The sequence below is a fragment of the Limnothrix sp. PR1529 genome (assembly GCF_002742025.1).
Taxonomy (GTDB): domain Bacteria; phylum Cyanobacteriota; class Cyanobacteriia; order CACIAM-69d; family CACIAM-69d; genus CACIAM-69d.
Genome location: NZ_LIRO01000116.1, coordinates 93,825 through 120,770 on the forward strand (window position 1 = coordinate 93,825; position 26,946 = coordinate 120,770).

Genomic DNA, 26,946 nt, shown 5'->3' on the forward strand with positions numbered 1-26,946 from the left:
GGGGTTTGCCGTCTGGGGCAACCCTGGCAGGAACACGATCGCGCCGAGCTGAGCCACTCCCGATCGGGTCATCGTTCAGGCTCGCCTGTTGTTCCCGGTGCTGCTGTTACCCGTTTCCGGCAACCTTGTCGCGATTTTGCCGTGATTTGGTCGTGATTTTGCTGCGGTGCAGGGGGATTCAGATCACTGAGGAGCGGCGCGATCGCCTCCTTTTCAGTCAAGGCCAACTGAGTCAGGCCTAGCCGTTCCGGGGTCAGTTGCATGGGTCAGTTGCATCGGTTCGATGGTCAGCCCTTTGAGTTGAATCAGTGGACGCTGTGGGTTGCGGTCAGACCGGGCGATCGAAAAGCGGGGAGCTGCTTAGGATAGAAAACAAATCGCAACCCATCAGGAACGGCTGACCGAATCTGCCGCTCGTCAAATCGGGTAAAGTTCAGGCGAAACTGACCATTAAAGGAAACTGAATATGAGTGAAAAATATGACTGAAAAAACAACCGATTGGCAAACTTTGCTCCTGTCGCCTATGGACTTTCAAACCCTAACTGGTGTTCCTTTCAAAGATGCTCAAGATTTGTCTAAAGCCTTGTATCAAAATCGCAAATTGTCTAAATGGCAAGCAATCGGTAAGCGTTGCTTGAAATATGCTTGGAATGGATTTTGGTTTTCGATTATTTGGGCAATCTTGCTCGGGATTTTTGTGATTCCCATTGCCATTGGTGGGTTTTACTTAGTTCGCCTGTTGGGCTTGTTTGCCGGAATCAGTGTCATTAACATTGTGCGCTGGTCTGCCGGTGTTTGTTTGCTGACAGGGATTCCCATGTCCATTTGGTTTTCTTGGGATGAAGAGAAAAAACAAGATACCTTGCGATCGCTCCTGCCCTTGACCCAAGAGGTCGAAAAATTTAATCGACTGGTACGCGCAACGGATGTGAAGGCTCAACTGGCCCAAGCCTCTGGAAAGGTAATTAGCCCTGAAGAACAAGCCCAAACAATTGCCACCCTGAGCCAACTGCGATCGGAGCTGGAAAATGCCTTGAAAGTGGAACGGGTGTTACGTGAAAACCAAGATGTGGTGATGGCGCAAGTGGATGCCTTTGAAGGGGCTACCCTGGGTCAGCATATGCAACTGGTGACGGATCAAGCCCTTGAATATGGTCAGGTACTTGATGAAGCATTAAAACTGGGCGATCGGGTTCGGAACGAGCTAAAAACGTTGCATAATCGACAAGATCAATGGAATTCTGACTAATTTCGCAGGAATGACTCAGAAATTATTCAGCATTCTCTCAACAATTTTCGCCATCCCCTAGCAGGGACTGAACAATCGCGCGTACACTGGACGCAATCTTTTTCTCAATTGCAACCTCACGCAGAGAGCCTGAGTTATGAATTTCAAGCGGTGGAGCAGCCAACTGATTGCCATGGGTCTGATCGGGGTTACAGTCCTCGGCACAGCGATCGAAGGAGCCTTCGCCCAATGGGACAATACCCGACCGGAAAACCGCATTGCGCGGATTCGGTTTCGCAACAATAATCCTCGTAGTTTATACGCCCTCTATATTGCACCTCGCTATTCAGGGGATTGGCAGGAACTTTTAGGCGATCGCATTTTAAAATCCGGTGAAGCGATCGACTTGGAATTTAATTACGACAACCTTTATCAATCTGGGTGTAACTACAAAATCAAAGCCATTTATTCTGATGGTTCCCAGACGGTCTTGGAAGAACAGCCCTATGATCTCTGTGGATTGCGCCAAGTACAATTTGGCCCCTATCCCTCGATCGATCCCTACCGTCCCAATTAATTGCTGTTCAGGACATTTTCTCAATGTCAATTGATGCCTGTTGATGGCGACTGATCATACAACCCTTACCTAAAACGATTAGCACGCCATATTGCAGATGCCATATGGTAGATGCCATGACGTAATGATTCGGTGGGCAATGCCCACCCTACGGGCTATTGTTGATGGCGGCTGACCATAACTTCAACTGATCGCTAGCAATTTTCAAATTAATTTAGGCAAATTTGCCTACTGCGATCCGTCAGATCTGATCAGTCGAAGTTTCTGGGGGAATGATCCCAAATTCTGACAACTGAATCTGCCTAATTTCGTCGCTCAATTCCGTTAAAATTCCAATAAAATTCCAAGACTCTCCGATCTCTCCCTGCTCTTGCTCTTGCTGTGCCCTTGACCCCTTGGCGACGGATTTGGCGCAATCGCCCTAGAGGTAGCCCATCCTTTCGTAGTCTGTTGCGCGCTTGGTTAACCCGTTGCATCAACCTTCTCTTGGGAGATGGGCGACATCTCAATGAAGCGGAATTTGATAGTTATGTCGCCTGGCGATCGGCACTGATTCATCAGCGCTTGATGCTGGGATTTCGCCTAGGAGTCATTTATTTCAGCACGTTCTCAATTCTGATTGCCTTTGAAGAATCCAGTAAAGGCGACCTGTTCAGCGTGCGTTTAATTCGCCATTTGATGGCAATTGTTTTAATTTTTGCTGGCAGCCGTGAAACCCAGTCTTTAACTGAACGATATTTGGTTCCGGCATCGACTGCGGAGGGCTATTCTGCTGTTTCTCGGCAAACAACTCCTACAACAACTCCTAACACAACTCCTAAAAATATTGTCCCCAAGCCCTTAAGCCAGGGTGGAAAATTGCCACCTCTGATTCAGCCGAAGCGGCCTGAGCGCTTGAGCTTGGATCCAGTGATTTTCTCATCCCAATTTGGTCTATTTTTACTGCTTTCAACCACGATTTCGGTGGTGACTAATTTACCCAGCCATTGGGGAACACCCGTCATGCCCGATTTGAAGGGTTGGACGTTGGGATTTTTTAGCATCGCGGCCGTGCTGCCGTTTCGCTGGCATTGGCATCTCATTTCCCACATCATTGCCTATGTGAATTATGTTTTGACCAATGGCTTGATGGGTCAGGCAATTTTTCCAGAGCCTTTGGATCCTGGGCAAGTTTTGTTTGATATGGTGTGGATTTCTTTGATGTCAACTTTGGTGGTTGGCCTCTATGAACGCCTATCTCGCACTGAATTTGAAGTTCGCAAACAACTACGCCAAGAGCAGCGACGTTCGGATCAATTGCTCACCAATATTTTGCCGCGCAGTGTTGCCGATCGACTCCTGACGGATTCGTCCCAAATTGCAGATTTATTCCCAGAAGTAACGGTTTTATTTGCAGATTTAGTGGGATTCACGCCCCTGGCTTCGCAACTGCAACCGGTCGAAACAATTGAATTACTCAATCGCATGTTTTCGCTATTTGACCAGTTAGCGGAGTTCCATGGCCTTGAAAAAATCAAGACCATTGGCGATGCCTATATGGCGGCGGCAGGTTTGCCGAATCCCAACCCTAACCATGCGGCGGCGGCGGACATGGCTTTGGCGATGCAGCGGGCGATCGAGCAATTGAATCAAACGTCCCGCTATCCCCTCTCGATTCGAGTGGGACTCCATTCGGGGCCCGTGGTGGCGGGTGTGATTGGGCTGCGAAAGTTTGCCTACGATTTGTGGGGGGACACGGTGAATGTGGCCAGCCGCATGGAGTCTCAAGGATCGCCAGGCAAAATTCAAGTGACTCAAGCGGTGTTCGATCGCCTGGGGGGAGAAGCGAGCCTTTATCGATTAACCCAGCGGGGGGTAATTGCTGTGAAAGGCCGAGGAGACATGTTGGTTTATTGGCTAGAGGAATCCCCTGAGAACTAACGGCAAGCATCCACGGAAACGACATACACTTTCCCGATCGATCCTGTGTTGCCTACCTTCACGTTCACCTGAAATGGTTGAATGTTTTGGCCGGGCCGACGACGTGGATAGGCAGGCACTTGTACCAGTTGATTCGCTTCAGCATTCACCCGTTCGTCATAGAACTGATCGTTGCTGCTGTCCCCATATTTGAGGAACATTTCAGACTTGTAGCTGCCGGAGTCTTTAAAAAATAAACTGACTCGAAAACTGGTAAAGCTTTGATTGCTAGGAACAACAAAATCGGTGTTCCAATTGTTGCGCGTAAACAGCAGGCTAGGGGCCGAAACCCGCTTCACCACTTCGGGGTCATTGCCACCAACGGGCATCAGGGGCACGGGGCGGCGACATTCCACCACGGGGGCGCTGCGGTCTTGGGCTTGGGCGTTGATGTGCAGTCCTGCCAAACCAAGGCCAAGGCTGGTGAGGGCGGCGATCGCGAGCGGCCGTTTCATAGCGCGCGGTGGTGTTTCTCAAAAAATGCCCTTTAAGATTAACCCAAGGTCTTGCCGCTGCGTAAAGAGTTATGGAGCACGGGGTTAAACTAAAGGCTCTGAACCGAGAGGAATTTGAGGCGATCGCGTGGCGGCAGAGCAAGATCAACCAGATCAAGAAGCAGTCTTTCACTCGCTGAATTCATCGCTAGACCCTGCATCGGGGGCGAGTGCTGTGGAAACCGGTACGGAGCCAGAGACGGCCGATCCAAAGCCGGTAACGGATTTTGAGGCCATGACCCTAGATCGGGCCCAAACGCTTTATGACCAGGGGCGGAGGCTGTTTGAGGCAGGGCGCTATCGCGAAGCGATCGAGTCCTTGGAAACGGGGGCGGCGCTGTTGCCGGCCAATGGGCGTTTGGGGGGTGAAATGCAGGTGTGGTTGGTGACGGCCTACGAGGCTGCGGGCCTGCGGGACGCGGGGTTGCAACTGTGTCGGCAACTGACGAAACATCCCCACCTGGAAACCCGATCGCAAGCTCGCCGGCTGTTGGCGATTTTGGAAGCGCCCGTGTTGAGCAAGCGCCCGGAATGGCTGACGGAAATTCCCGACTTATCGAGCTTGGAGGCGGCGGATGGTGCGGGGTTCAAGGCGGCCACCGGTCAGGCCCCGAGCCGATCGCCCCGATCGCGTCCCATGCCGGAGCCAAAGCCGATCGATCCGGCCCTGATTGTCCATGAGAATCGCTTTTTGGGCTTTGGGTTGTTGCTGGTGCTGCTGGTGATTGCAGGAATTCTGTGGCTGGGGCGTGCCTAGGGGGCTGATGGCTGCTGTGACTGAGGCGATTGGCCAGTCTTCTGGCTGGGCGCGTTAACGACGGCCAGGCAATGAAGACCAGTTAACAAAGGCAACGCAACGCAACGAAACAATCGCCCTCAGTCGGATGGTTTCGGATCGTTTATGCTGGCGATCTGCTAGGTTTTTCAAGTCTGTTCATCGAGTTCCAGCGCTCCCATGCCTGCTTTTTTGTTTGAGGTCGGCACTGAAGAATTACCCGCAAGTTTTGTGGCCAGTGCGGTGCGTCAGTGGCGCGATCGCGTGCCCCAGAGCTTGGCGGAAGCCAACCTAAGCGCCACATCGGTGCAGGTGTTTGCCACACCGCGCCGCTTGGCCCTGGTGATTGAAGGGTTGCCCGATCGCCAGCCCGATCGCCGGGAGGCGGTGAAAGGGCCGCCGGCCAGTGCTGCCTTCAAGGATGGGCAACCCACCAAAGCCGCCGAAGGATTTGCGCGCAAAAATGGTGTGGCCCTGAGCGATTTGGAGTTGCGAGCCACGGACAAGGGTGAATTTGTTTTTGCGGAAGTGTTCACGGCGGGGCGATCGACCCCCGATCTCTTGCAGGAATTGGCTCCCCAATGGGTGCTGGCCCTTGAAGGGAAGCGGTTTATGCGCTGGGGAGATGGAGAATTCCGATTCCCCCGGCCCATTCGCAGCCTGATTGCCCTTTGGGATGATCAAGTGTTGCCGGTGTCTTTGACCGTGCGAGCGGCCACCGAAACGCGCCCGGCGGAAGTGCTGACGGCCGATCGAGTCACGACCGGCCACCGGGTGTTGCATCCTGCATCGGTTTCGATCGCCCAGGCCACGGACTATGTGGCTACCTTGGCCGCGGCTTCCGTGCTGGTGAATCCCGAGCAACGGCAGGCGCTGATCATTCAGCAAACCCAGGCCGCTGCGGCCCAACTGGGTGGAGAAGCGGAAATTGACCCCGATTTGCTGGAAGAAGTGCGGGACTTGGTGGAATTTCCCACGGCGGTAATTGGTGGTTTTGATCAGGAATTTTTGGAGTTGCCGTCGGAGGTGACCAAAACTGTCATGGTCACCCATCAGCGCTATTTCCCCGTCCATCAACCGGGCCAGCCCGATCGACTGTTGCCCAACTTCATCACCATCAGTAACGGGGATCCGACCAAGGCCGCCATCATCGCTGAGGGCAATGGACGAGTGGTGCGGGCCCGCCTCAGCGATGGCCAGTATTTCTACAAGGCCGATATTGCCAAGCCGTTAGAAAGCTACTTGGCCAAGCTGGAAACGGTCACCTTCCAAGACCAATTGGGCAGTATGCGGGCCAAGGTCGATCGAATCGTGTCCATGGCCGATCGACTCTGCCACCAACTGCAACTGTCGGCGGACGATCGGGACTTGGTGAACTGGGCCGCCCTGCTCTGTAAAGCAGACTTGGTGACCAGCATGGTCTTCGAGTTCCCAGAGTTGCAAGGCATCATGGGCGAGAAGTATGCCCGGGCCAGCGGGGAACCGGAAGCGGTGGCGGTGGCGATCGGGGAACATTACCTACCCAAGGGCGCGGGCGATGCTTTGCCCACCAGCCAAACCGGGCGCATTGTGGCCCTGGCCGATCGCCTCGATACCCTGTGCAGCCTGTTCCGAATTGGCCTGTTGCCGAGCGGATCCTCCGATCCCTTTGCCCTGCGCCGGGCCGCCAACGCCGTGGTGAACATCATTTGGGATGCCGGTTGGTCTCTGAATTTGGAATCGCTGATTGAGCCGGAATCGGTCGATCGTTGGGCAGATTCTGGCATGGGCACGCAACTGGCGGAATTCTTTGTGCAACGGTTCCGCAGCCTGCTCGAAGATGAACAGGGCATTGATTACGACCTGGCCTTGGCAGTGGTCGGGGAACCGGGCGATCGCGATGCGGCCCTACGCGCTCTCTACGACCCCGCCGATGTGCTGCAACGGGCACAGTTCTTGCAATCCCTGCGGCGATCGGGGCAATTGGCTAACCTCTATGCCACCATCAACCGCGCCTCCAAACTGGCCGCCAAGGGCGATCTCAACTTCAGCGATTTGGATCCCGCTGCTTCCGTGAAATCTGCCTTGTTTGAGCAACCCTCAGAACAGGCGTTTTATGATGCCCTGGTTGCCCTGTTGCCCATCACCCAAGCCACGCGCCAAACCCGTAACTACCAGCCCCTGGCCGATCAACTGGCTCAGGCGGCGGCCGTGGTGGCCAACTTCTTTGATGGTTCCGAAAGTGTGATGGTGATGGTGGATGATGAAGCGGTGCGGCGTAACCGGCTGAACCTGCTGGGCCTGTTGCGGAACCATGCCAGGGTGCTCGGAGATTTCGGGGCGATCGTGAAGGGGTAAAGCATTCATCCCCATTTCCGGCCTAAGGGCCAAGGGGTGTGCTGCCAGTTTTGTAGCAAAATCATCAATTGCTAGACAAAAGACTGCCACACCCCTATAATATTGAACCGTTGCCAAAACTGTGGTTCCCTGCGCTACGCAACCTTAAAACCACAACATTTGCCGATCTGGCAAATTTTCCAGGCAACTTTTGCTGAACCGGATACTGAGCAGGTCGCTGCTTAAGTCCTAGCAAGCAAACGCGCTGCAACGATGCAAACCGCTCCAGCGCAAAATCTTCCCTCGGTTGACTGACATCCGAGCCTTGAGATTCTCAACGATTTCTCAGTGCAGATAAGCGGTCAGTCTACGTCAATCAGAGTGCCCAAAACTCAAAGTCCGTCGGGAAAGTGCTTCTAGCCCTTACGCGCTAGAGGCGCTCTTGTTACGGCTGGTTGACGCTAGGGGGAAGGACTCTCCTAACCATCCCTAGTCTAAGGAGAACGCCATGTCTCTTGGCATTCTAGGTACTAAGTTGGGCATGACCCAAGTCTTTGATGAAACGGGCCGGGCCATCCCGGTAACGGTCATCCAAGCTGGCCCCTGTACCGTTACGCAAATCAAAACCAAAGAGACTGATGGCTACACGGCCGTTCAGTTGGGTTTTCAAGAAGTCAAAGAAAAGGCCCTCAGCAAGCCGGAAATCGGACACCTGAGCAAGGCCAACGCGAAGCCCCTGCGCCACCTGCGGGAATACCGTTTGGTGGATGTGGCTGGCTTTACCCTTGGTGAAGAAATCCGCGCCGATCGCTGCATCGAAGTCGGTCAAATCGTTGACGTGACGGGTAACAGCATTGGTCGTGGTTTCGCGGGTTACCAAAAGCGCCACAACTTTGGTCGCGGGCCGATGTCTCACGGTTCCAAAAACCACCGTCTGCCCGGTTCGACGGGTGCGGGTACGACCCCCGGTCGTGTCTATCCCGGTAAGCGCATGGCTGGCCGGATGGGCAATGAGCGTGTGACGGTCAAGAAGCTGACGGTTGTGCGGATCGACCCCGATCGCAACATCGTGTTGATCAAGGGTGCGGTTCCGGGCAAGCCGGGGACGCTGGTCAGCATTGCACCGTCCAACCTGGTGGGTCGTCAAAAGTAAGCGCGATCGCCCGTAAGTCCGTCGAACGTGGAGCACAGCAATGGTCAACTGCATTGTGAAAGATTGGGACGGTAAGGAAGCCGGCAAGACCGAGCTGGACTTACGCGTCGCCCGTGAAGAAAACGCTCAGCACATTGTGCACCGGGCTTTGGTGCGTCAATTGGCGAATGCTCGTCAAGGTACTGTTAGCACCAAGACCCGTTCGGAAGTGCGCGGTGGTGGTCGCAAGCCCTGGCGGCAAAAGGGAACCGGTCGCGCCCGTGCTGGCTCGAACCGCTCTCCCCTGTGGCGTGGTGGTGGTGTGATCTTTGGCCCCAAGCCCCGCGACTATTCGCAAAAGATGAACCGCAAGGAACGCCGCCTGGCCCTGCGCACGGCGTTCCAAGGTCGCTTGGATGACTTGGTGGTGGTGGAAAACTTTGCCAGCCAACTCAGCCAGCCCAAGACCAAAGACCTGTTGGCCGCGCTCGCCCGTTGGGATGTGGATGCGAACCAAAAGGTGCTGTTGATTGTGGCTGACCAAGACGAAAACGTTTGGCTGTCGGCCCGGAACGTCCAAAGCCTGCGGTTGATTTTGGCAACGAACTTGAATGTGTTCGACCTGCTGAACGCCGACAAGGTGGTGGTGACGGCGGACGCGCTGGAGAAGATCAAGGAGGTTTACGGCGATGATTAAGCGCACTCCTAAGTACAAGACGCGCTTGGACGATCGCACGTTGGCGGATGTGGTTCGCCGGCCGATCATCACCGAAAAGGCCACGATTCTGCTGGAAAACAACCAGTACGTGTTTGACGTGGATCCCCGCGCCAACAAGCTGGACATCAAGGCAGCGATCGAAGGTCTGTTTGAGGTGAAAGTCCAGAGGGTCAACACCTACAACCCGCCGCGCAAGACCCGGAAACTGGGTCGGCTGTCGGGTTACCGTCCTCAGGTGAAGCGGGCGATCGTCACGCTGGCCGAAGGCAGTTCGATTCAACTGTTCCCCGAAGTCTAGCGCTGAAGGAGTTTTAAGACGATGCCAATTCGTACCTTCCGTCCTTATACCCCCGGGGTTCGTCAAGCCAGCGTGGCTGACTTTGCGGAAATCACCCGCAGCGAACCCGAAAAGTCTCTTACGTCTTACAAGCACCGCCGCAAGGGTCGTAACAACCTGGGTCGGATCACCTGTCGTCACCGGGGTGGTGGCCACAAGCGTCTGTACCGGAAGATCGACTTCAAGCGCGACAAGCTGGGCATGACCGCTGAAGTGCTGTCGATCGAGTATGACCCCAACCGGAACGCGCGCATTTCGTTGGTGCAATACGAAGATGGCGAAAAGCGCTACATCATCACCCCCGTTGGTCTGAAAGTGGGCCAAACGATCGTGGCGGGTCCTGATTCCCCGATCGAAGTGGGTAATGCCCTGCCCTTGGCCAACATGCCTTTGGGCACGACCGTCCACAACATTGAGTTGGTGGCGGGTCGCGGTGCGCAAATGGCCCGTTCCGCTGGCTCCGGTGCTGAAGTGGTCGCTAAAGAAGGCAACTACGTCACCCTGAAGCTGCCTTCCACGGAAGTGCGCAAGGTTCGTAAAGAGTGCATGGCTACCATCGGCAGCGTCGGCAACTCCGAACACCGCAACCTGAGCCTGGGTAAAGCCGGCCGCAAGCGTTGGTTGGGTCGCCGTCCGGAAGTGCGCGGTAGCGTCATGAACCCGGTGGATCACCCCCACGGTGGTGGTGAAGGTCGCGCGCCCATTGGGCGTTCCGGCCCGGTCACCCCTTGGGGTAAACCCGCTTTGGGTCGCAAAACCCGCGACAAGCGGAAAGCTAGCACCAAACTCATTGTGCGTCGTCGTCGTAAGTCGTCCAAGCGCGGTCGCGGCGGTCGCAACGCATAGGTTTTTTCAGTGTGGCGATCGCCCGCCCGTTGGTCTAACCCTCCAGCCCTGGGCGATCGCCGCTTGAGATCGCGAATCCCTAAGAGTTCCTAAAGCGTATGTCTCGTTCTCTGAAAAAAGGTCCCTTCGTTGCTGACAAGCTGCTCAAAAAAGTAGAAGCGCTGAACGTCAAGGGCGAAAAGCAAGTGATCAAAACCTGGTCACGAGCCTCAACGATCCTGCCGCAAATGGTGGGTCACACGATCGCCGTCCACAACGGCCGGCAACACGTCCCCGTGTACGTCAACGAGCAAATGGTGGGCCACAAGCTGGGGGAATTTGCTCCCACGCGCACCTTCAAAGGCCACACCAAGGGCGACAAGAAAGGACGCAAGTAACCCCCGGAGAATCGCTCAGATATGGCACTTAGTCCCAACGAAGTCAAAGCAAGCGTGCGCTTCGTGCGGATGTCCCCCCGCAAAGTTCGCCGCGTCCTCGACCAAATCCGTGGTCGGAGCTACGCCGAAGCGCTGATTATTCTGCAGTTCATGCCCTATCGCGCCTGCGAAATCGTTCGCAAGTTGCTGCGATCGGCCGCGGCCAACGCAGAAAACAACAACGGTTTCGATGCCACCTCCTTGGTGGTGAGCACGGCCTTCGCTGACCAGGGCCCCACCCTGAAGCGATTCCGCCCTCGCGCCCAAGGTCGCGCCTACCAAATCCGCAAGCCCACCTGCCACATCACCGTGGCGGTTGCTCCGGCGGCAGAAGCCTAAGCATAAGGAGACGAGGAAACCATGGGACAGAAAATTCACCCCGTCGGCCTGCGACTCGGCATTACCCAAGAGCACCGCTCGCGCTGGTTTGCAGATCCGTCGCGTTATTCCAGCCTGTTGCAGGAAGACCACAAAATCCGGCAATACGTTGAGAAGAACCTGAACAATGCCGGCATTGCCAAGGTGCGGATTGAGCGCAAGGCTGACCAAATCGACCTGGAAGTTCACACCGCCCGTCCGGGTGTGGTGGTGGGCCGGGGCGGCAGCGGGATCGAAACCCTGCGGGTTGGTCTGCAAAACCTGCTGGGGAGCCGTGATCGCCAGATCCGAATCAACGTGATCGAAGTGGCCCGCGTCGATGCCGATGCCACCTTGATTGCCGAGTACATCGCTCAGCAACTGGAGCGCCGGGTGTCGTTCCGTCGGGTCGTCCGCCAGGCGATCCAACGGGCCCAACGCGCTGGGATCGAAGGGATCAAAATCCAAGTCGGCGGTCGTTTGAACGGTGCAGAAATTGCCCGATCGGAATGGACGCGGGAAGGTCGCGTGCCCCTGCATACCCTGCGGGCGGACATCGACTACAGCTACCGCACCGCCAGCACCATCTATGGGGTGTTGGGGATCAAGGTGTGGGTGTTCAAGGGCGAGATCATTCCTGGACAAGAGGAAGTGGCTCCGGCGAATCAGCCTGCGCCGCGTCGTCGCCAACCCCGTCGTCGTCAGCAGTTTGAAGACCGCTCGAACGAGGAATAATCCATGCTCAGTCCAAGAAGAACAAAATTCCGCAAGCAACAACGCGGCCGGATGCGGGGCCTCGCCACTCGGGGCAGTTCGCTGAATTTTGGGGATTTTGCCCTGCAATCGCTGGAATGCGGCTGGATTACGGCTCGCCAAATCGAAGCCGGTCGTCGGGCCATGACCCGCTACATCCGCCGGGGTGGCAAAATCTGGATCCGCGTCTTCCCTGACAAGCCTGTGACCATGCGCCCCGCAGAAACCCGGATGGGTTCCGGTAAAGGGGCACCGGAGTTCTGGGTGGCCGTGATCAAACCCGGTCGGATCCTGTACGAAATCAAGGGTGTTGCTGAAGAGACGGCTCGCGAAGCAATGCGCCTGGCCGCGTTCAAGATGCCCGTGAAGACCAAGTTTATTGTTCGCGAAGACATCCAGTCGTAATGCCCTATGGCTCTCCCGAAGATTGCTGACGCGCGCGCCCTTAGTGACACCGAACTGGGCGATCGCATTTTGGAACTCAAGCGCCAACTGTTCCAATTCCGGATGAAGAAGGCGATTCGCCAAGAGGTGAAGTCGCACGAAATCAAACATGCAAAGCATGAGTTGGCGCAACTGCTCACGGTGGAGCATGAGCGTAAGCTCGCGGCTGCATCTGAAGCAGCAACCCAAGCGTAGTTCTGGAGTTAACCCCCTATGGCTGCCAAAGAACGTGTTGGCGTTGTTGTGAGCGACAAGATGCAGAAAACGGTGGTGGTGTCGGTGGAAAACCGCTCGGCCCACTCCAAGTACGGCAAGATTGTGGTTCGCACGCGCCGCTTTAAGGCCCACGATGAAGACAACCAGTGCAAGGAAGGCGATCGGGTTCGCATCCGCGAAACTCGCCCCCTGAGCAAAACCAAGCGCTGGACGGTCGTTGAAGTTCTCGAAAGCGCGACCCGGTAAGGGAGGCTCGATCGCCCATGATTCAACAGCAAACCTATCTGAACGTAGCGGACAACAGCGGCGCGAAGAAGCTGATGTGTATTCGCGTCCTGGGCGGTGGCAACCGTCGCTACGGCCATGTCGGTGATGAAATCATCGCCGTCGTCAAAGATGCCATTCCGAATATGGCAGTGAAAAAGTCCGACGTGGTGCGAGCCGTGATCGTTCGCACTCGGAAAACCATCCGACGCGATAGCGGCATGTGCATTCGCTTCGACGACAACGCCGCCGTGATCGTCAACAAGGATGGCAACCCCCGTGGGACGCGCGTTTTTGGCCCCGTAGCTCGTGAGCTGCGTGACAAGAACTACCTGAAGATCGTTTCGCTGGCTCCGGAGGTGCTGTAATGGCCAAGCCCGGCAAGATTCAAGTGAATGCAAACGGCAAAGCCGTGCGCTTCAAAATGCATGTCAAAGCGGGTGACACCGTTCAGGTGATCTCCGGTCGTGACAAGGGAAAAGTTGGCAAGATTGTGCGCGTCTTCCCCAAAACGAGCCAAGTGATCGTGGAAGGGGTGAACCAAAAGACCAAGCACACCAAGCCAACCCAGGAAGGCGAATCGGGCAAAGTCGAGGTGCGCGAGTTCCCGATCCACAGCTCGAACGTCCTGCACTATTCCGAAAAAGAAAAGGTCGCCAGCCGCGTTTGCTACACCTTCACCGACCAAGGCAAGAAGGTGCGCAAGCTGATTAAAACTGGCGAAATCATCGACTAACGTTGCGCCCGATCGCTGAAACAGCCATGCCAGCACGACTGAAAACCATTTACAAGGAAACAATCGTACCGAAACTGATGGAACAGTTCCGGTACGAGAACATTCACCAGGTGCCCAAAGTGGTGAAGATCACGGTGAACCGTGGTTTGGGCGAAGCGTCGCAGAATGCCAAGGCCCTGGAGTCTTCTCTAGTGGAATTGGCCACCATCACCGGTCAGCGCCCCGTCGTGACCCGCGCCAAAAAGGCGATCGCCGGCTTTAAGCTGCGCCAAGGGATGCCCGTGGGCATGATGGTGACCCTGCGCTCTGACAAGATGTATGACTTCCTCGATCGCCTTGTGCGATTGTCCCTACCCCGAATCCGGGACTTTCGTGGTGTCAGCCCTAACAGCTTCGATGGTCGTGGCAACTACTCCCTAGGTCTGCGTGAGCAGCTGATCTTCCCTGAAATCAGCTACGACAGCATCGACCAAATCCGCGGGATGGACATTTGCATCACGACCACCGCCACCACCGACGAAGAAGGCCGCGCGCTGCTCAAGGAAATGGGCATGCCGTTCCGGGACAAGTAGCGTTGCAAGGAGCGAACTATGGTTAACGATCCCATCGCAGATATGCTGACGCGCATTCGCAACGCCTGCCTGGCGCGTCACCAAAAAACGGAAGTTCCGGCCACCAAGATGACCCGCAGCATCGCCGAGGTGCTCAAGTCTGAAGGCTTCGTCGCCGAAGTGGAAGAAACCGGTGAAGGTGTGAAGAAGACGCTCGTGATCTCTTTGAAATACAAGGGCAAGCAGCGCCGTCCGATCATCTCGAACCTGAAGCGCGTGAGCAAGCCGGGCCTCCGTGTCTATTCCAATCGCCGCGATTTGCCCCGCGTGTTGGGCGGCATTGGCATCGCGATCGTCTCGACCTCTCGAGGCATCATGACCGATCGCGACGCGCGTCAGCAGGGCATCGGTGGCGAAGTCCTCTGCTACGTCTGGTAATCCCTACGACGAAGGAGTTCTCAATCGTGTCCCGCATTGGCAAGCGTCCCATTCCCATTCCCAAAGGGGTGACGGTGACGATCGACGGCCAAACCGTCTCGGTCAAAGGCTCCAAAGGCGAGCTGACCCGCACCTTCCCCCCTGAAATTCTCTTCTCCCAAGAAGCAGATCAATTGCTCGTGACGCGCCGGGATGAATCACGTCCCGCCCGTCAGCGCCATGGTCTCTGCCGCACCCTGCTGGCCAACATGGTCGAAGGGGTGTCCCAAGGCTTCCAGCGTCGTCTGGAAATCCAAGGGGTCGGTTATCGGGCCGCTGTTCAAGGCACCACGCTCAACCTGAGCATGGGCTACAGCCACCCGGTGAATATCCCCGCCCCCGACGGGATTCAGTTTGCGGTAGAAAACAACACCAACGTGATTGTCAGCGGCATTGACAAGGAATTGGTGGGTAACACCGCCGCCCGTGTCCGTGCTGTGCGCAAACCGGAACCCTACAAGGGCAAAGGGATTCGCTACCAAGGTGAAGTCGTTCGCCGCAAGGCAGGTAAGACAGGTAAGAAATAATGAAAGCCACTCGCAAGGATATGGTGCGCCGTCGCCACGGGCGGGTGCGCCGCAAAGTTTCGGGAACGCCCGATCGGCCTCGCCTGTGCGTGTTCCGCTCGCACCAACACATTTACGCCCAGGTGATCGACGACACCCAACATCACACGTTGGTAGCCGCTTCGACCCTGGAACCCGATGTCAAATCGCAGCTTGAAAGCAGCCGCGATTGTGATGCAGCCGCAGCGGTGGGTAAGCTGCTGGCTGAGCGCGCCCAAGCCAAGGGCGTTACCCAAGTTGTGTTCGATCGCGGCGGTAATCTTTACCACGGTCGTGTCAAGGCTTTGGCCGACGCGGCGCGCGAAGCCGGACTGAACTTCTAGGCGAGAACTCAGGAGTATTCACTATGGCAACTCGTCGTAAAGGCAATCGCACCCGCGAGAAAGAGTCCGAATGGCAAGAGCGCGTCGTCCAAATCCGCCGCGTCACCAAGGTGGTCAAGGGCGGTAAAAAGCTCAGCTTCCGCGCCGTGGTCGTGATCGGTAACGAACGCGGTCAAGTGGGCGTTGGGGTTGGCAAAGCCGCTGATGTGATCGGAGCCGTCAAAAAAGGCGTAGCCGATGGCAAAAAGCACCTAGTTGATGTGCCCCTGATCAAGGGCGACACGATTCCCCACCCCACCAACGGTGTCGGTGGTGGTAGCTCCAAAGTGATGATGCGCCCCGCCGCTCCCGGTACCGGGGTAATTGCTGGGGGCGCAGTCCGCACTGTGCTGGAGCTGGCTGGGGTGAAAAACATCCTCGCCAAGCAACTGGGTTCCGATAACCCGTTGAACAACGCCCGTGCTGCTTTGGATGCCTTGTCATCCCTGCGGACTTTCGCCGAAGTGGCTGAAGACCGGGGTGTGGCCCTCGAGCACCTGTACAAATAGTTCCGGTCATCGACGGAGACCAATCCATGAAAATCACGGATGTACAGCCTAAGAAAGGCTCCAAAAAGCGCGGTCGCCGCGTGGGCCGCGGCATCGCTGCCGGCCAGGGTGCGAGCTGTGGCTTTGGGATGCGCGGTCAAAAGTCGCGATCGGGTAGTGGTACTCGACCCGGCTTTGAAGGGGGTCAAATGCCCCTGTATCGCCGCGTTCCCAAGCTGAAGCACTTCCCGCTGATCAACCGCCAAGCCTACACGATCATCAATGTTGGCAGCCTGGCTGACTTGGCCGCTGGCTCGACGGTGACCTTGGCTTCCCTGATGGAAGCAGGCATTGTCACCACCAATGACGGCCCGCTCAAGTTGTTGGGTGGCGGCGATTTGTCGGTGAAGCTGACCGTGGAAGCGGCCCGCTTCACGGCCACGGCAAAACAAAAGATCGAAGCGGCCGGCGGTACCTGCACGGTTGTCTAAGATTAAAGTTGGGAATCCGGTTGCTGAAATTTGCCTGAGGTGTACCAACCATGGTCGTCAGTCGAGATAAAGCGCCAACAGCCCAAGAGACCTTCATGCAAATGGCCCAGGCGGCTGGCCTGCGGGGGCGGTTGCTGGTGACCGTCGGCCTGCTAGTGCTGGTGCGCCTTGGGATCTTTTTGCCGGTGCCGGGAATCGATCGCGTGGCCTTTGGCAATGCGATTCAGAACAGCGGCTTGGGTGGCATTGTTGGCTTTTTGGATATCTTCTCCGGGGGCGGCTTGTCCCTGTTGGGGATTTTTGCGCTCGGCATTTTGCCTTACATTAACGCCTCGATCATCATCCAGTTGCTGACGGCAGCGCTACCGTCTCTCGAGGATCTCCAAAAGAACGAAGGCGAGGCCGGTCGCCGAAAAATTGCCCAAATCACGCGCTACGTGTCGCTGGGTTGGGCCATTATTCAAAGCACTGGGATTGCCCTTTGGATTTCGGCGCTAGGGGCCACCACGGATCCGGGCCCGATTTTTGTGCTGAAGACGGCTTTGGCCCTGACGGCGGGATCGATGTTCGTGATGTGGGTGGGCGAGCTGATCACGGAACGCGGCGTGGGTAACGGTGCGTCCCTGTTGATCTTCGTCAACATCGTCTCGACCTTCCCCAAGTCTGTTGGGCAAACGCTGGAGTTAGCCCAAAGTGGCGATCGCTCAACCATTGGTGGGATCGTGCTGCTGCTCCTGGCATTCTTGGCCACGATCGTTGGGATCGTTTTTGTCCAGGAAGGGGCACGGCGGATTCCGATTGTGATGGCTCGCCGGCAGGTGGGGCGTCGCATGTACCAAGAGCGCAGCAGCTACTTGCCCCTGCGTCTTAACCAGGGTGGTGTGATGCCGATCATCTTCGCCACGGCGGTGTTGGTGGTGCCTGCGTCTTTGGCGCAGTTTGCCAACAATGAAGTCCTGGCAAGGGTGGCAACCTACCTCAGCCCCACGGGCCCCACACCCTGGCTCTATGTACTGGTGTATCTGACCCTGATTCTGTTCTTTAGCTATTTTTATTCGTCGCTGGTGGTCAACCCGGTGGATATGGCCCAGAACTTGAAAAAGATGGGGGCCAGTATTCCGGGGGTGCGTCCGGGGCAAGCGACCAGCAAGCGTGTACAGCAGATTCTGAATCGGCTGACGTTCCTGGGCGCCGTTTTCTTGGGTTTGGTGGCGATTGTGCCGACGGCCGTGGAAAGTGCCACCAATGTGCGGACGTTCCAAGGGTTAGGAGCAACGTCGTTTCTGATTTTGGTTGGGGTCGCGATCGAAACGGCGAAGCAAATCCAAACCTACGTGATTTCACAGCGCTACGAAGGAATGGTGAAGCAGTGACGCGATTGATTTTTTTCGGCCCACCGGGTGCCGGTAAGGGCACGCAAGCCAAGATTTTGTCTGAGGAATATGGCATTCCCCATATTTCCACGGGTGATATCTTGCGCGCGGCCGTTGCCCAAGGCACTTCCTTGGGACAGGCGGCGAAGTCCTTCATGGATCGCGGTGAATTGGTACCCGATGAATTGATCATTGGGATTATCAAAGACCGGCTCGCAGAACCTGATGCTCAACAGGGCTGGATCCTGGATGGCTTCCCGCGCAATGTGGCCCAGGCCGAAAAACTCAATGACATGCTGGCGGCAACGGGCCAGGCCTGCGATCGAGTGCTGAATTTGGTGGTTGCCGATGATGTACTCAAGGCCCGTCTCCTGAGCCGAGGCACAGCGGAAGGTCGCTCGGATGACAATTTGGCGACCATTGAGCATCGCCTGGCGATTTTTCACCAAACGACGGAACCGCTGCTGAAGTTCTACAGGGCCCAGCAGGCGAACCTATTGGCGGAGGTCAATGGTGACCAGCCCCTCAGCGATGTGACTCGTGACCTGAAACAGGCGATCGCCCTAGCGGCTTAGTTCACCTCCGCTGAAGTTTGGTGCTGAAGCTTCGTGCTGAAGCCGGGAACCAAACCAGAAACCCAGACCCGATCGCCCATTGTGCTAGTTTGGCAGTGAGATAGCGCTTAACAGCAAGTTCACTGATTGTCAACCAACTCGACGTTCATACAGGAGAGCTGATCCTTGTCCAAGCAAGATCTGATCGAAATGGAGGGAACCGTAACCGAATCACTCCCGAACGCAATGTTCCGGGTGGATCTCGATAACGGTTTCAACGTCCTAGCACATATTTCTGGCAAGATTCGCCGTAACTACATCAAGATTCTGCCGGGCGATCGCGTCAAGGTTGAGCTGACCCCCTACGACCTGACCAAGGGGCGCATCACCTACCGTTTAAAGAACACGGGTGGCAAAAAATAACCCCCAAAATAGCCACCCGATCGCTGGTCTAGCCAAAGACTTGCCCCGATAGGTTGATCCGGTACTCATTTTTCTCTAAAATTCCAAGTTTGGAGATTTTAACCATCATGAAAGTCCGAGCCTCCGTCCGCAAAATGTGCGAAAAGTGCCGCGTGATTCGTCGTCGCGGTCGCGTCATGGTCATTTGCCAAAACCCCAAACACAAACAACGCCAAGGGTAAAAGACAGCGTTAGGGTGGTTGTGTTTGCCTGGCACCCATCTAAAGACAGAGCATTAAAACGTTAGGGAGAACCAACGTGGCACGTATTTCCGGTGTAGATTTACCGCGCGAGAAGCGCATTGAAATTGGGTTGACCTATATTTACGGCATTGGTCTAACCCTGTCGAAGAAAATTTTGGCCGCAACGGGTGTGAATCCAGATACGCGCGTCAAAGACCTCGGCGATGCAGACATCTCTGCCCTGCGGGCCGAGCTGGATAACTACCAGGTGGAAGGTGATCTGCGCCGCTTTGAGGCCATGAACATCAAGCGCCTGATGGACATCGGTTGCTATCGGGGTCGTCGTCACCGCGCAGGTCTGCCGGTGCGGGGTCAACGGACGCGCACCAATGCCCGGACTCGCCGTGGTGGTCGTCGTACGGTGGCCGGGAAGAAGAAGGCTCCTCGCAAGTAATCGACTGGTTCTGTCCCCTTTCTACGAACGTTTTAGTTCTGTTCAACAGCTATGGCAAAGCAACCCAACAAGCGCTCTGGCCCGCGTAAGCAAAAGCGCAACGTCCCCAGCGGTGTCGCCCACATTCAATCGACTTTCAACAACACGATCGTGACGATCACCGACCTCAAGGGTGATGCAATCTCTTGGGCCTCGGCTGGTTCCAGCGGTTTCAAGGGAGCCAAGAAGGGTACGCCCTTCGCCGCCCAAACCGCTGCTGAAGCTGCTGCCCGTCGTGCCTCTGAACAGGGGATGCGGCAGGTGGAAGTGATGGTGAGCGGTCCCGGTTCGGGTCGGGAAACGGCGATTCGGGCCCTGCAAGCGTCGGGTCTGGAAATCACGCTGATTCGTGATGTTACGCCGATTCCGCACAATGGTTGTCGGCCGCCGAAGCGTCGTCGGGTCTAATCACCCCGCGATCGACCCGCGCTAACTCACGGGCGCTGCGATCGCATCCTGCAAGCCAGCGGTAACCCTTGGTCACCGCGAATTTTTTTCTGTTACGGGGCGGCTTCACTGCCGCATATGGATCGACTAGGCCGGTTGGGAGGCACAAAGCGTGTCGCAATTTCAGATCGAGTGTGTTGAATCGAGCACGGAAAGCAATCGCAATCTCTACAGCCGTTTGGTGCTGTCCCCCCTCGAACGTGGGCAGGGCACAACGGTGGGGAACGCTTTGCGTCGGGTACTGCTGTCGAACCTCGTGGGTTCCGCAGTGACGGCCGTCCGGATTGCGGGCGTGAACCACGAGTTCGCGACGGTTCCCGGTGTGCGGGAGGATGTGTTGGACATCCTGCTGAACATGAAGGAATTGGTGCTGCGCAGCCACACGGATCAGCCGCAAATTGGTCGCCTGTTGGCCAAAGGGCCGCGGGTGGTCACGGCAGACCTGTTCGATTTGCCTTCAGAAGTGGAAGTGGTTGACCCAACCCAGTACATTGCCACCTTGGCCGAGGGGGCCACGTTGGAAATGGAGTTCCGAGTGGAACGTGGGGTGGGCTATCGGGCGATCGATCGGGGTCGTGATGATGCATCGGCGATCGACTTTTTGCAGATCGACTCGATGTTTATGCCCGTCCGCAAGGTGAACTACACCGTTGAGGATGCCCGGGTGGGCGAATCCCTGGAGAAGGATCGCCTGGTTCTGGAAATTTGGACGAACGGCAGCATCACCCCCCAACAGGCGCTCAGTCAGGCTGCCACGCTTCTGGTGGATCTGTTCAACCCGCTCAAGGACTTCACCATCGAAGCCACCAAGAGCGATCGCCCAGAGTCCCAAGACCCCAGCAGCCAAATCCCGATCGAAGAATTGCAACTGTCGGTGCGCGCCTACAACTGCCTGAAGCGGGCGCAAATCAACACCGTTGCCGATCTTCTGGAATTCACCCAAGAAGATTTGCTGGAGATCAAAAACTTCGGAGCCAAGTCGGCTGAAGAAGTGATCGAAGCGTTGCAGCGGCGTTTGGGCATCACCCTGCCGCAAGAAAAGGTGGCCAAAGCCTAGCTGCCACCGTTCACCCCCGGCTCTAGCCCGTTCTAGATCCGACCCCCCTAGTTACTAATCAGTTGAGTAGAGATCGGAGCTATGCGTCACGGTCGTCGCGTTCCTAAACTTGGTAAGCCCGCTGACCAGCGTCGCGCCCTGCTGCGGGCCCTGGCCACGGAAACCATCCGCAATGGTCAAATCACCACCACCAAAGCCCGGGCCCGGGCTGTTCGCGCCGAGGTTGATCGCATGATTACCTTGGCTAAGGACGGTTCCTTGGCTTCCCGTCGTCGGGCCTTGGGCTATCTGTATGATGCCGACTTGGTTCATGCCCTGTTCGAGCAGGCTCCCCAGCGCTATGGTCAGCGGAATGGCGGCTATACCCGCATTTTGCGCACCGTGCCCCGGCGTGGTGACAATGCCGAAATGGCCATCTTGGAATTGGTCTAGGCCAAGACCAATCGCTGGGGTGTAGAGCAACAATCATGGCCGACTGTCCCGCCGATCAGCAACGTGTTGCTCTGGTGATTCAGTACCTGGGAACAGGGTTCTGTGGTTGGCAGCGGCAGATCCGCGATCGCAGCGTTCAAGCTACGATCGAAGACACGATCGCCGAGATTCTGGGGCATCCCGTTGTCATCCATGGTGCTGGACGCACCGACACCGGAGTTCATGCCTCTGCCCAAGTGGCCCACTTTGACGTGGCCAGCCCGATTCCCCCTCACCGTTGGGCGAAAGTCCTCAACACAAGGTTGCCAGATGATATTCTGATTCTGGCCTCCTGTGCGGTTCCGGAGAACTGGCACGCTCGGTTCTCGGCTTCGTGGCGGCGTTACCGCTATGTTCTCTACACCGATCCACAGCCGAACCTGTACCTCAAACCCTTCAGTTGGCACTATTACGAGCCAATTCAAGTGGAAAAGATGCAGGCGGCGATCGCCCCCCTCGTGGGTCGGCATCACTTGGCCGCTTTCCACCGTGCCGGATCAAAACGTCCCCATTCTTGGGTGGATGTTCAAGAAGCCTGGTGTCGGCGGCGCGGGCCGATTGTGGAACTTGAAGTTCAAGCCAGTGGCTTTTTGTACGGCATGATGCGGCTGCTGGCGGGGATGTTGGTGTTGGTGGGGCGCGATCGCCTCAGTGTCGAAGAGTTCACCCAAATTTGGCAGAGTGAACGCCGAGACCTGGTGAAATATGCCGCGCCACCCATGGGATTGTGCCTACTGCGCATTGGCTACCCCAACTCGCCCCTGCCAGAGATTGCTTGCACCAACACCCTGCCTTGGTTTGACCTGACCCAGGACGGCCCGGCAACCTTCAGCCCTCCCGTTACATAAAGATTCTAGGCTTAACGCACTACGCGATCGCCCTAGTTATAACTTCCCCGATTCAGCGACTTTCGCAACCCAACCAACCCCTATGTCCATTCCCACCAAGACTGCCCTGCCCTCCGTAAACGACGTTGACCGGCAATGGTACGTCGTTGATGCCGCTGGTCAACGCCTTGGCCGCCTGGCCACCGAAGTGGCTTCCGTCCTGCGGGGCAAAAACAAGCCCACCTATACGCCCCACCTGGATACCGGTGACTTTGTGGTGATCGTGAACGCCGACAAAGTGGAAGTGACCGGTAAAAAACGGACTCAAAAGGTCTACCGTCGTCACTCTGGCCGTCCCGGTGGGATGAAGACGGAGAGCTTTGAAAAGCTGCAAAATCGTCTGCCCGAGCGGATTGTGGAACATGCCGTTAAAGGGATGCTGCCTAAAAATGCCCTCGGTCGGCAACTGTTCCGCAAGCTGAAGGTTTATGCCGGTGCAGACCATCCCCACACGGCACAACAACCCCAAGTCCTGACGATCAACACCATTCCTGGAGGTGAAGGCTAATGCAAGCAACGGATAACAACGGGCGCGTGATGTATCGCGGCACGGGCCGCCGTAAAACCTCGGTCGCTCGCGTGCGCCTGGTGCCTGGCTCTGGCCAACTGACCATCAACGGTCGTCCTGGCGATAACTACCTGCAATACAACCCGGTTTATCTGGCTGCGGCCAAAGCACCTCTGGAAACCCTCGGTTTGGAAGGGGACTACGATGTGCTGGTGAGCGTGGTGGGCGGCGGCCTGACTGGCCAGGCTGACTCGATCCGCTTGGGTGTGGCTCGGGCCTTGATTCAGCTTGATCCTGAAAACCGTAAGCCCCTGAAGGTTGAAGGCTACCTGACCCGCGACCCCCGCGCCAAGGAACGTCGCAAGTACGGTTTGAAGAAAGCCCGGAAGGCTCCTCAGTTCTCGAAGCGCTAATTTTCCAAGCGCCGACTTTCGAGGGGGAGGCCTCGGTGGCTTTCCCCAACGAATGGGCAGGCTGGGGGCTGGTGATCAAAAGACCCCGTTTGGAAGTCGCGATCGCCAGCTCTTTTGTGCAAATCCCCGCGATCGAATCCATGCACTTGAATGCAGTTCGATCGCCCTTAAATTTCCTAAACCTTGGTTGAGGTTCACATCATGGCAAAAGAAGGCATTCACCCCGAGTGGTATCCCGATGCAAAGGTCTATTGCAACGGCGAATTGGTGATGACGGTTGGTTCGACCCAACCGGAATTGCATGTGGACATTTGGGCTGGTAATCACCCGTTCTTCACCGGCACTCAGCGGATCATTGACACTGAAGGTCGTGTGGAGCGATTCCTGCGCAAGTATGGGATGGCAACCGAAACCAAAAAGGACTAGGGTTCCTTGGTTTGGTCGGCCAACTAATTGGCCAACTAAAATTGGCAAACTCAAAATTCTTCAACCAGAAGAAACAGAAAAAAGGAGCAGTTGCTGAACCAGTAACTGCTCCTTTTTATTTTCTGGGCTTTTATTTTCTGAGCTATTTTAGGCTCTATTTTTTCTAGGCTCGGCGCTTGGCTAGAGATTACCCATGCGATCGAGGGGCCAAAACCGCCAAACTGCATGGCCAACAATCAAATCTTGCGGAACGACTCCCCAGCAACGGCTGTCGTAACTGCGGTTGCGATTGTCGCCGAGCACGAGATAGGAGTTGGGGGGCACCCGCACCGGCCGGGCCAGAAAAGGTTGCGGATCCCCTACGCAAACATTGGTATCCGTGCGCTGCACCGCATTGCCATCCGCGCTAAGGCTGGCTGGGCGCTCCCCTGAGCCACTCGCAGGACTGGGGCGACCGGTTGTTAAGACGGACTCGCGGGCAATATAGGGTTCGTTCAGGCGCTGGCCGTTGATGTAAACCTGGCCATCTCGCAACTCCACCAGTTCACCCGGCAGACCAATCACGCGCTTAATAAAAGCATCTTTGAGGTTGTGGCGGCGCAGTTCGGCGGTCGGCATAAAGACGATGATATCGCCGCGCTTGGGGCTGCCGCCAAACCGGTATTGCAGTTTTTCGACAATCAACCGATCCTTCACCAGCAGCGTCGGCACCATTGATTCAGAGGGAATCCAGCGAGCTTCGGCCACGTAGGTACGAATGCCCAGGGCCAAGATAATGCTGAGACCAATGGTTTTGAGGACTTCAACCCAAGCGCTGTCGGTGGGGGGATTGGTGGATGGCTCTTTATGCGAGGAAGCGGGTTGATCGGTCACGAGAAAAATCCTAAATGCACTAAAGCAGTAGACGAGGGCGCTTCTTAAAACGCTGGGCGCTGAGCACCTTGGGCCAAGCCCGGGAAACGCAAACCAGGAGAAGCGCGATCGGGGTTCAGGATCCAAGACTGGGACTTGGGGAATGCGGGCGTTTCGGCATGATTGACCATTCTGCTTGAAAACTTGGAATCAATCCGTGCGCCGTTAGCCAGAAACTGGAAACTCTCAACTCTTATTACAGGCTATTACAGCGGTGAAAATTCCGGCTGGTCTGTTGTTGAGAAGATATACCGCAAAACCGCGAAAAAACCGCGAACGATCGCCGTTGACTATTGAGGGACTGGATCCGGCGAGGCTGTGGGGGTGGTCGGTGCCCCCCAGCGATCGAGAGGAAAAAACCGCCACATCACCCGCCCCACCAGGGCTTGGCGTGGCACGTAACCGTAGGTGAAGGTCAGGGCTGGGGCAGTACCTAAGGCGGAACCATCGCTCATGACAAAGTAAGTGGCGGCGGGAACTCGCACGGGGGCAAGATCACCAATTTCGATCGCCAGGGACTGGCCATGGGCGATTGGGCGCTGATTGACCAAGAGTTGACCGCTTTGGATTTCAACCCGATCGCCGGGCAAACCAACGGCCCGATTGACCAACACTCCCCGAGGTTGATTCGGCGTGCCGGGCGGCATGAAGGCCACTAACTCGCCTCGATCGGGGTTGCGCCACTGGTAGCTTGCTTTGTCAATGAGCAGGCGATCGCCCGGTTGCAGCGTGGGCCTCATGGTCGGCAGGGTCACCAGATAGGAATCGATGACGAGCGATCGCATGGCCCCCATGGTCAAGAGCACCACCAATCCCGACCCCCACCAATGTCGCCGTTGCCAAGTCCAAGCGGGTGCTTGCCGCAGGGTTGCCGTCAGGGAAGGGAGCCACTGCTGCCAATGCCACCGCCCGCCCTGGTTGCCCTGGGGAGCCGTGGCGGATGCTGCGTTGCGGGAAAAGGGGCGCAATGGTTGCCCGTTTCTCAACCGCTTGGACTTTGGGGGTTGCGTTGACATGGGCGTGACGCTTGATTGTCGGTTGACCTAGGGACTGGTCAACCTCATTCAGGATACCGAATCCAGACCGGGGGATCTGCTGGAGGGTGGTGGTTGATACGGCCTGGGTGTGATCGTGATTCCCGACGATCGGTGGCCAGCACAAGGGGCGATCGCCCCGCCGGAGTGATCGCCCCTATCCAAGATCTTGGATGCTTCCCACAGTCCAAAAACTGTCAGTGCTGACGCTGAGCGGGAACTAACCCCCCACGCGCAGCAATTCCACATCAAACACCAGGGTGGCGTTAGGAGGAATCACCCCACCAGCTCCCCGGGCCCCGTAGCCCAAGTCCGGCGGAATCACCAGCTTGCGGCGACCACCAACCCGCATGGACAGGACACCTTCGTCCCAACCCTTGATCACTTGACCCACGCCAATGCGGAAGCTGAAGGGCTGACCCCGATCGCGCGAGCTGTCGAATTTTTTGCCGTCAGTGAGCGTGCCGGTGTAGTGAACCGTGACGTTCTGACCGGGAGTGGGGGCTGCGCCGGTTCCCACGGTGAGGTCTTCGTATTGCAGGCCAGAATCGGTGGTGGTCAGGTTGCTCGCGTCGGCCACGAGGGTTGTCTCCTGGGTATTGGTGGGCAGGGTGGCGATCTCAGGCGATCGCAGTTGGGCGGCCGCGTCGCTAATGAGACGGGCCGCCAGCTTGGAACCGTTGGCAGTGGCTTCGGCCGCCGGTTGACTGGATAGGGGGTTCGCTTCGGCGGTGGGGGGTTTGCCCGTGAAGGTGACCATCAACACGGCCACTAGGCAAACCAACATCACCCCAAAGCTGATTAACACATCACGCAAGGGTCTAGTCTCCTCGATCAATCTGCGAGCAAAGTGGGTCGTTCTTGATCCTAACGAGCGATCGCCCTAACGCCACAGTCGATTTTCCAGGTCGCGCACTTGGCGCTCCAGCCGATCGATCCGGCCGCGCAGTTCGTCCACCTCTGAGCGATCGGGCACACCAAAATCCTTCATCACCTTCCGAAACTGCTGCTGAATCAGGGAATCAAAACTTTCGCTGGGGGAGGGATTGCCGCCGGACTGCAAACGCTGCATCAGGTCATCCACCACCTTGCGGGCCTGTTCTGGATCCAAGCGGCCGCTGCGAACCCATTCATCGCTGGCTTCCTTGAGGCGTTCTGCAACAATGGCCGTTGTGCCCAGACCAATGGTCAGCAGTTGTTGCAGCCAGTTATTTCCATCCATC

General features: G+C 56.7%; 40 protein-coding genes. 35 read left to right on the forward strand and 5 right to left on the reverse strand.

Features of this window, described 5'->3' with window-relative positions:
• Nucleotides 1-479 precede the first annotated feature (479 nt).
• From AMR42_RS16230 to AMR42_RS16240, 3 genes are all read left to right on the forward strand, one after another.
• Nucleotides 480-1,250, forward strand: a complete 771-nt coding sequence (locus AMR42_RS16230) for a hypothetical protein (protein WP_099534690.1) — start codon at nucleotides 480-482, stop codon at nucleotides 1,248-1,250.
• A gap of 136 nt (nucleotides 1,251-1,386) precedes the next feature.
• Nucleotides 1,387-1,806 (forward strand): hypothetical protein, encoded by a 420-nt coding sequence (locus AMR42_RS16235; RefSeq protein WP_099534691.1) that lies wholly within the window; start codon nucleotides 1,387-1,389, stop codon nucleotides 1,804-1,806.
• A gap of 381 nt (nucleotides 1,807-2,187) precedes the next feature.
• The gene (locus AMR42_RS16240) at nucleotides 2,188-3,726 is read left to right on the forward strand and encodes an adenylate/guanylate cyclase domain-containing protein (RefSeq protein ID WP_143473143.1); all 1,539 of its coding nucleotides are present in this window, start codon (nucleotides 2,188-2,190) and stop codon (nucleotides 3,724-3,726) included.
• Here the strand turns inward: AMR42_RS16240 and AMR42_RS16245 are convergent.
• A complete protein-coding gene (locus AMR42_RS16245; protein ID WP_099534693.1) occupies nucleotides 3,723-4,220 on the reverse strand; it encodes a hypothetical protein in 498 nt (165 codons plus the stop codon). The two genes, AMR42_RS16240 and AMR42_RS16245, sit on opposite strands and share 4 nt — an antisense overlap.
• Nucleotides 4,221-4,434: 214 nt before the next feature.
• Between AMR42_RS16245 and AMR42_RS16250 the strand changes: the two genes are divergently transcribed.
• The 32 genes from AMR42_RS16250 (at nucleotide 4,435) to rpmE (ending at nucleotide 23,777) form a co-directional block, all read left to right on the forward strand.
• Entirely contained in the window at nucleotides 4,435-5,016 is a 582-nt protein-coding gene (locus AMR42_RS16250; protein ID WP_143473144.1) for a hypothetical protein, read from the forward strand.
• 198 nt (nucleotides 5,017-5,214) lie between these two features.
• Nucleotides 5,215-7,371 carry a glycine--tRNA ligase subunit beta gene (gene glyS, locus AMR42_RS16255; protein ID WP_099534695.1) on the forward strand — a complete coding sequence of 719 codons (2,157 nt, stop codon included), beginning with the start codon at nucleotides 5,215-5,217 and terminating at the stop codon, nucleotides 7,369-7,371.
• Nucleotides 7,372-7,858: 487 nt separating this feature from the next.
• Nucleotides 7,859-8,503, forward strand: a complete 645-nt coding sequence (gene rplC / locus AMR42_RS16260) for a 50S ribosomal protein L3 (RefSeq protein WP_099534696.1) — start codon at nucleotides 7,859-7,861, stop codon at nucleotides 8,501-8,503.
• Nucleotides 8,504-8,543: 40 nt separating this feature from the next.
• Complete coding sequence (gene rplD / locus AMR42_RS16265) at nucleotides 8,544-9,179, forward strand: 50S ribosomal protein L4 (RefSeq protein WP_099534697.1); 636 nt, start codon at nucleotides 8,544-8,546, stop codon at nucleotides 9,177-9,179.
• Nucleotides 9,172-9,498 (forward strand): 50S ribosomal protein L23, encoded by a 327-nt coding sequence (locus AMR42_RS16270; protein WP_099534698.1) that lies wholly within the window; start codon nucleotides 9,172-9,174, stop codon nucleotides 9,496-9,498. Before rplD ends, AMR42_RS16270 begins: the two co-directional genes overlap by 8 nt.
• 21 nt (nucleotides 9,499-9,519) lie before the next feature.
• Nucleotides 9,520-10,383 carry a 50S ribosomal protein L2 gene (gene rplB, locus AMR42_RS16275; RefSeq protein ID WP_099534699.1) on the forward strand — a complete coding sequence of 288 codons (864 nt, stop codon included), beginning with the start codon at nucleotides 9,520-9,522 and terminating at the stop codon, nucleotides 10,381-10,383.
• Nucleotides 10,384-10,481: 98 nt separating this feature from the next.
• Nucleotides 10,482-10,760, forward strand: coding sequence for a 30S ribosomal protein S19 (rpsS, locus tag AMR42_RS16280; RefSeq protein WP_099534700.1), 279 nt, complete (start codon nucleotides 10,482-10,484; stop codon nucleotides 10,758-10,760).
• A 21-nt stretch (nucleotides 10,761-10,781) separates the two neighbouring features.
• Nucleotides 10,782-11,138, forward strand: coding sequence for a 50S ribosomal protein L22 (gene rplV, locus AMR42_RS16285; RefSeq protein WP_099534701.1), 357 nt, complete (start codon nucleotides 10,782-10,784; stop codon nucleotides 11,136-11,138).
• 21 nt (nucleotides 11,139-11,159) lie between these two features.
• On the forward strand, nucleotides 11,160-11,891 hold the full coding sequence (gene rpsC / locus AMR42_RS16290; RefSeq protein WP_099534702.1) for a 30S ribosomal protein S3: 732 nt from the start codon (nucleotides 11,160-11,162) through the stop codon (nucleotides 11,889-11,891).
• A 3-nt stretch (nucleotides 11,892-11,894) separates the two neighbouring features.
• Entirely contained in the window at nucleotides 11,895-12,314 is a 420-nt protein-coding gene (rplP, locus tag AMR42_RS16295; RefSeq protein ID WP_099534703.1) for a 50S ribosomal protein L16, read from the forward strand.
• Between the two features lie 6 nt (nucleotides 12,315-12,320).
• Nucleotides 12,321-12,548, forward strand: coding sequence for a 50S ribosomal protein L29 (gene rpmC, locus AMR42_RS16300; protein WP_099534704.1), 228 nt, complete (start codon nucleotides 12,321-12,323; stop codon nucleotides 12,546-12,548).
• A gap of 18 nt (nucleotides 12,549-12,566) precedes the next feature.
• Complete coding sequence (gene rpsQ / locus AMR42_RS16305; protein ID WP_099534705.1) at nucleotides 12,567-12,815, forward strand: 30S ribosomal protein S17; 249 nt, start codon at nucleotides 12,567-12,569, stop codon at nucleotides 12,813-12,815.
• 17 nt (nucleotides 12,816-12,832) lie between these two features.
• A complete protein-coding gene (gene rplN, locus AMR42_RS16310; protein ID WP_099534706.1) occupies nucleotides 12,833-13,201 on the forward strand; it encodes a 50S ribosomal protein L14 in 369 nt (122 codons plus the stop codon).
• Complete coding sequence (gene rplX / locus AMR42_RS16315) at nucleotides 13,201-13,569, forward strand: 50S ribosomal protein L24 (protein ID WP_099534707.1); 369 nt, start codon at nucleotides 13,201-13,203, stop codon at nucleotides 13,567-13,569. Before rplN ends, rplX begins: the two co-directional genes overlap by 1 nt.
• Nucleotides 13,570-13,595: 26 nt before the next feature.
• Entirely contained in the window at nucleotides 13,596-14,141 is a 546-nt protein-coding gene (rplE, locus tag AMR42_RS16320) for a 50S ribosomal protein L5 (RefSeq protein WP_099534749.1), read from the forward strand.
• 18 nt (nucleotides 14,142-14,159) lie between these two features.
• Nucleotides 14,160-14,558 (forward strand): 30S ribosomal protein S8, encoded by a 399-nt coding sequence (rpsH, locus tag AMR42_RS16325; RefSeq protein WP_099534708.1) that lies wholly within the window; start codon nucleotides 14,160-14,162, stop codon nucleotides 14,556-14,558.
• Between the two features lie 26 nt (nucleotides 14,559-14,584).
• Nucleotides 14,585-15,124: a 50S ribosomal protein L6 gene (rplF, locus tag AMR42_RS16330; protein WP_099534709.1), complete on the forward strand. Its 540-nt coding sequence runs from the start codon at nucleotides 14,585-14,587 to the stop codon at nucleotides 15,122-15,124.
• Nucleotides 15,124-15,486 carry a 50S ribosomal protein L18 gene (gene rplR / locus AMR42_RS16335; RefSeq protein WP_099534710.1) on the forward strand — a complete coding sequence of 121 codons (363 nt, stop codon included), beginning with the start codon at nucleotides 15,124-15,126 and terminating at the stop codon, nucleotides 15,484-15,486. Before rplF ends, rplR begins: the two co-directional genes overlap by 1 nt.
• 23 nt (nucleotides 15,487-15,509) lie before the next feature.
• Nucleotides 15,510-16,034: a 30S ribosomal protein S5 gene (rpsE, locus tag AMR42_RS16340; protein WP_099534711.1), complete on the forward strand. Its 525-nt coding sequence runs from the start codon at nucleotides 15,510-15,512 to the stop codon at nucleotides 16,032-16,034.
• A gap of 26 nt (nucleotides 16,035-16,060) precedes the next feature.
• Nucleotides 16,061-16,504, forward strand: a complete 444-nt coding sequence (gene rplO, locus AMR42_RS16345; protein WP_099534712.1) for a 50S ribosomal protein L15 — start codon at nucleotides 16,061-16,063, stop codon at nucleotides 16,502-16,504.
• A gap of 50 nt (nucleotides 16,505-16,554) precedes the next feature.
• Entirely contained in the window at nucleotides 16,555-17,877 is a 1,323-nt protein-coding gene (secY, locus tag AMR42_RS16350) for a preprotein translocase subunit SecY (protein WP_099534713.1), read from the forward strand.
• On the forward strand, nucleotides 17,874-18,452 hold the full coding sequence (locus AMR42_RS16355) for an adenylate kinase (protein ID WP_099534714.1): 579 nt from the start codon (nucleotides 17,874-17,876) through the stop codon (nucleotides 18,450-18,452). The genes secY and AMR42_RS16355 overlap by 4 nt, the downstream gene beginning before the upstream one ends.
• A 165-nt stretch (nucleotides 18,453-18,617) precedes the next feature.
• A complete protein-coding gene (gene infA / locus AMR42_RS16360; protein ID WP_099534715.1) occupies nucleotides 18,618-18,854 on the forward strand; it encodes a translation initiation factor IF-1 in 237 nt (78 codons plus the stop codon).
• A gap of 107 nt (nucleotides 18,855-18,961) precedes the next feature.
• Entirely contained in the window at nucleotides 18,962-19,075 is a 114-nt protein-coding gene (gene rpmJ / locus AMR42_RS16365; protein ID WP_015186054.1) for a 50S ribosomal protein L36, read from the forward strand.
• Nucleotides 19,076-19,151: 76 nt separating this feature from the next.
• On the forward strand, nucleotides 19,152-19,529 hold the full coding sequence (gene rpsM / locus AMR42_RS16370) for a 30S ribosomal protein S13 (protein WP_099534716.1): 378 nt from the start codon (nucleotides 19,152-19,154) through the stop codon (nucleotides 19,527-19,529).
• A 51-nt stretch (nucleotides 19,530-19,580) separates the two neighbouring features.
• Nucleotides 19,581-19,976, forward strand: coding sequence for a 30S ribosomal protein S11 (gene rpsK / locus AMR42_RS16375; protein WP_099534717.1), 396 nt, complete (start codon nucleotides 19,581-19,583; stop codon nucleotides 19,974-19,976).
• Nucleotides 19,977-20,127: 151 nt separating this feature from the next.
• Nucleotides 20,128-21,072, forward strand: a complete 945-nt coding sequence (locus AMR42_RS16380) for a DNA-directed RNA polymerase subunit alpha (RefSeq protein WP_099534718.1) — start codon at nucleotides 20,128-20,130, stop codon at nucleotides 21,070-21,072.
• 81 nt (nucleotides 21,073-21,153) lie between these two features.
• Nucleotides 21,154-21,504, forward strand: coding sequence for a 50S ribosomal protein L17 (rplQ, locus tag AMR42_RS16385; RefSeq protein ID WP_099534719.1), 351 nt, complete (start codon nucleotides 21,154-21,156; stop codon nucleotides 21,502-21,504).
• A gap of 35 nt (nucleotides 21,505-21,539) precedes the next feature.
• Nucleotides 21,540-22,391 carry a tRNA pseudouridine(38-40) synthase TruA gene (gene truA, locus AMR42_RS16390; protein ID WP_099534720.1) on the forward strand — a complete coding sequence of 284 codons (852 nt, stop codon included), beginning with the start codon at nucleotides 21,540-21,542 and terminating at the stop codon, nucleotides 22,389-22,391.
• A gap of 82 nt (nucleotides 22,392-22,473) precedes the next feature.
• Entirely contained in the window at nucleotides 22,474-22,938 is a 465-nt protein-coding gene (gene rplM / locus AMR42_RS16395; protein ID WP_099534721.1) for a 50S ribosomal protein L13, read from the forward strand.
• A complete protein-coding gene (gene rpsI / locus AMR42_RS16400; protein ID WP_099534722.1) occupies nucleotides 22,938-23,351 on the forward strand; it encodes a 30S ribosomal protein S9 in 414 nt (137 codons plus the stop codon). The genes rplM and rpsI overlap by 1 nt, the downstream gene beginning before the upstream one ends.
• A gap of 201 nt (nucleotides 23,352-23,552) precedes the next feature.
• Nucleotides 23,553-23,777: a 50S ribosomal protein L31 gene (gene rpmE, locus AMR42_RS16405; RefSeq protein ID WP_099534750.1), complete on the forward strand. Its 225-nt coding sequence runs from the start codon at nucleotides 23,553-23,555 to the stop codon at nucleotides 23,775-23,777.
• 180 nt (nucleotides 23,778-23,957) lie between these two features.
• Here the strand turns inward: rpmE and lepB (AMR42_RS16410) are convergent, their stop codons facing one another.
• From lepB (AMR42_RS16410) to AMR42_RS16425, 4 genes are all read right to left on the reverse strand, one after another.
• A complete protein-coding gene (gene lepB / locus AMR42_RS16410) occupies nucleotides 23,958-24,650 on the reverse strand; it encodes a signal peptidase I (RefSeq protein ID WP_099534723.1) in 693 nt (230 codons plus the stop codon).
• A 329-nt stretch (nucleotides 24,651-24,979) separates the two neighbouring features.
• Nucleotides 24,980-25,705: a signal peptidase I gene (gene lepB, locus AMR42_RS16415; RefSeq protein WP_099534724.1), complete on the reverse strand. Its 726-nt coding sequence runs from the start codon at nucleotides 25,703-25,705 to the stop codon at nucleotides 24,980-24,982.
• A 238-nt stretch (nucleotides 25,706-25,943) separates the two neighbouring features.
• A complete protein-coding gene (locus tag AMR42_RS16420; RefSeq protein WP_099534725.1) occupies nucleotides 25,944-26,540 on the reverse strand; it encodes an FKBP-type peptidyl-prolyl cis-trans isomerase in 597 nt (198 codons plus the stop codon).
• A 66-nt stretch (nucleotides 26,541-26,606) separates the two neighbouring features.
• Nucleotides 26,607-26,945: a phasin family protein gene (locus AMR42_RS16425; protein ID WP_099534726.1), complete on the reverse strand. Its 339-nt coding sequence runs from the start codon at nucleotides 26,943-26,945 to the stop codon at nucleotides 26,607-26,609.
• Between the last annotated feature and the right edge of the window lies 1 nt (nucleotide 26,946).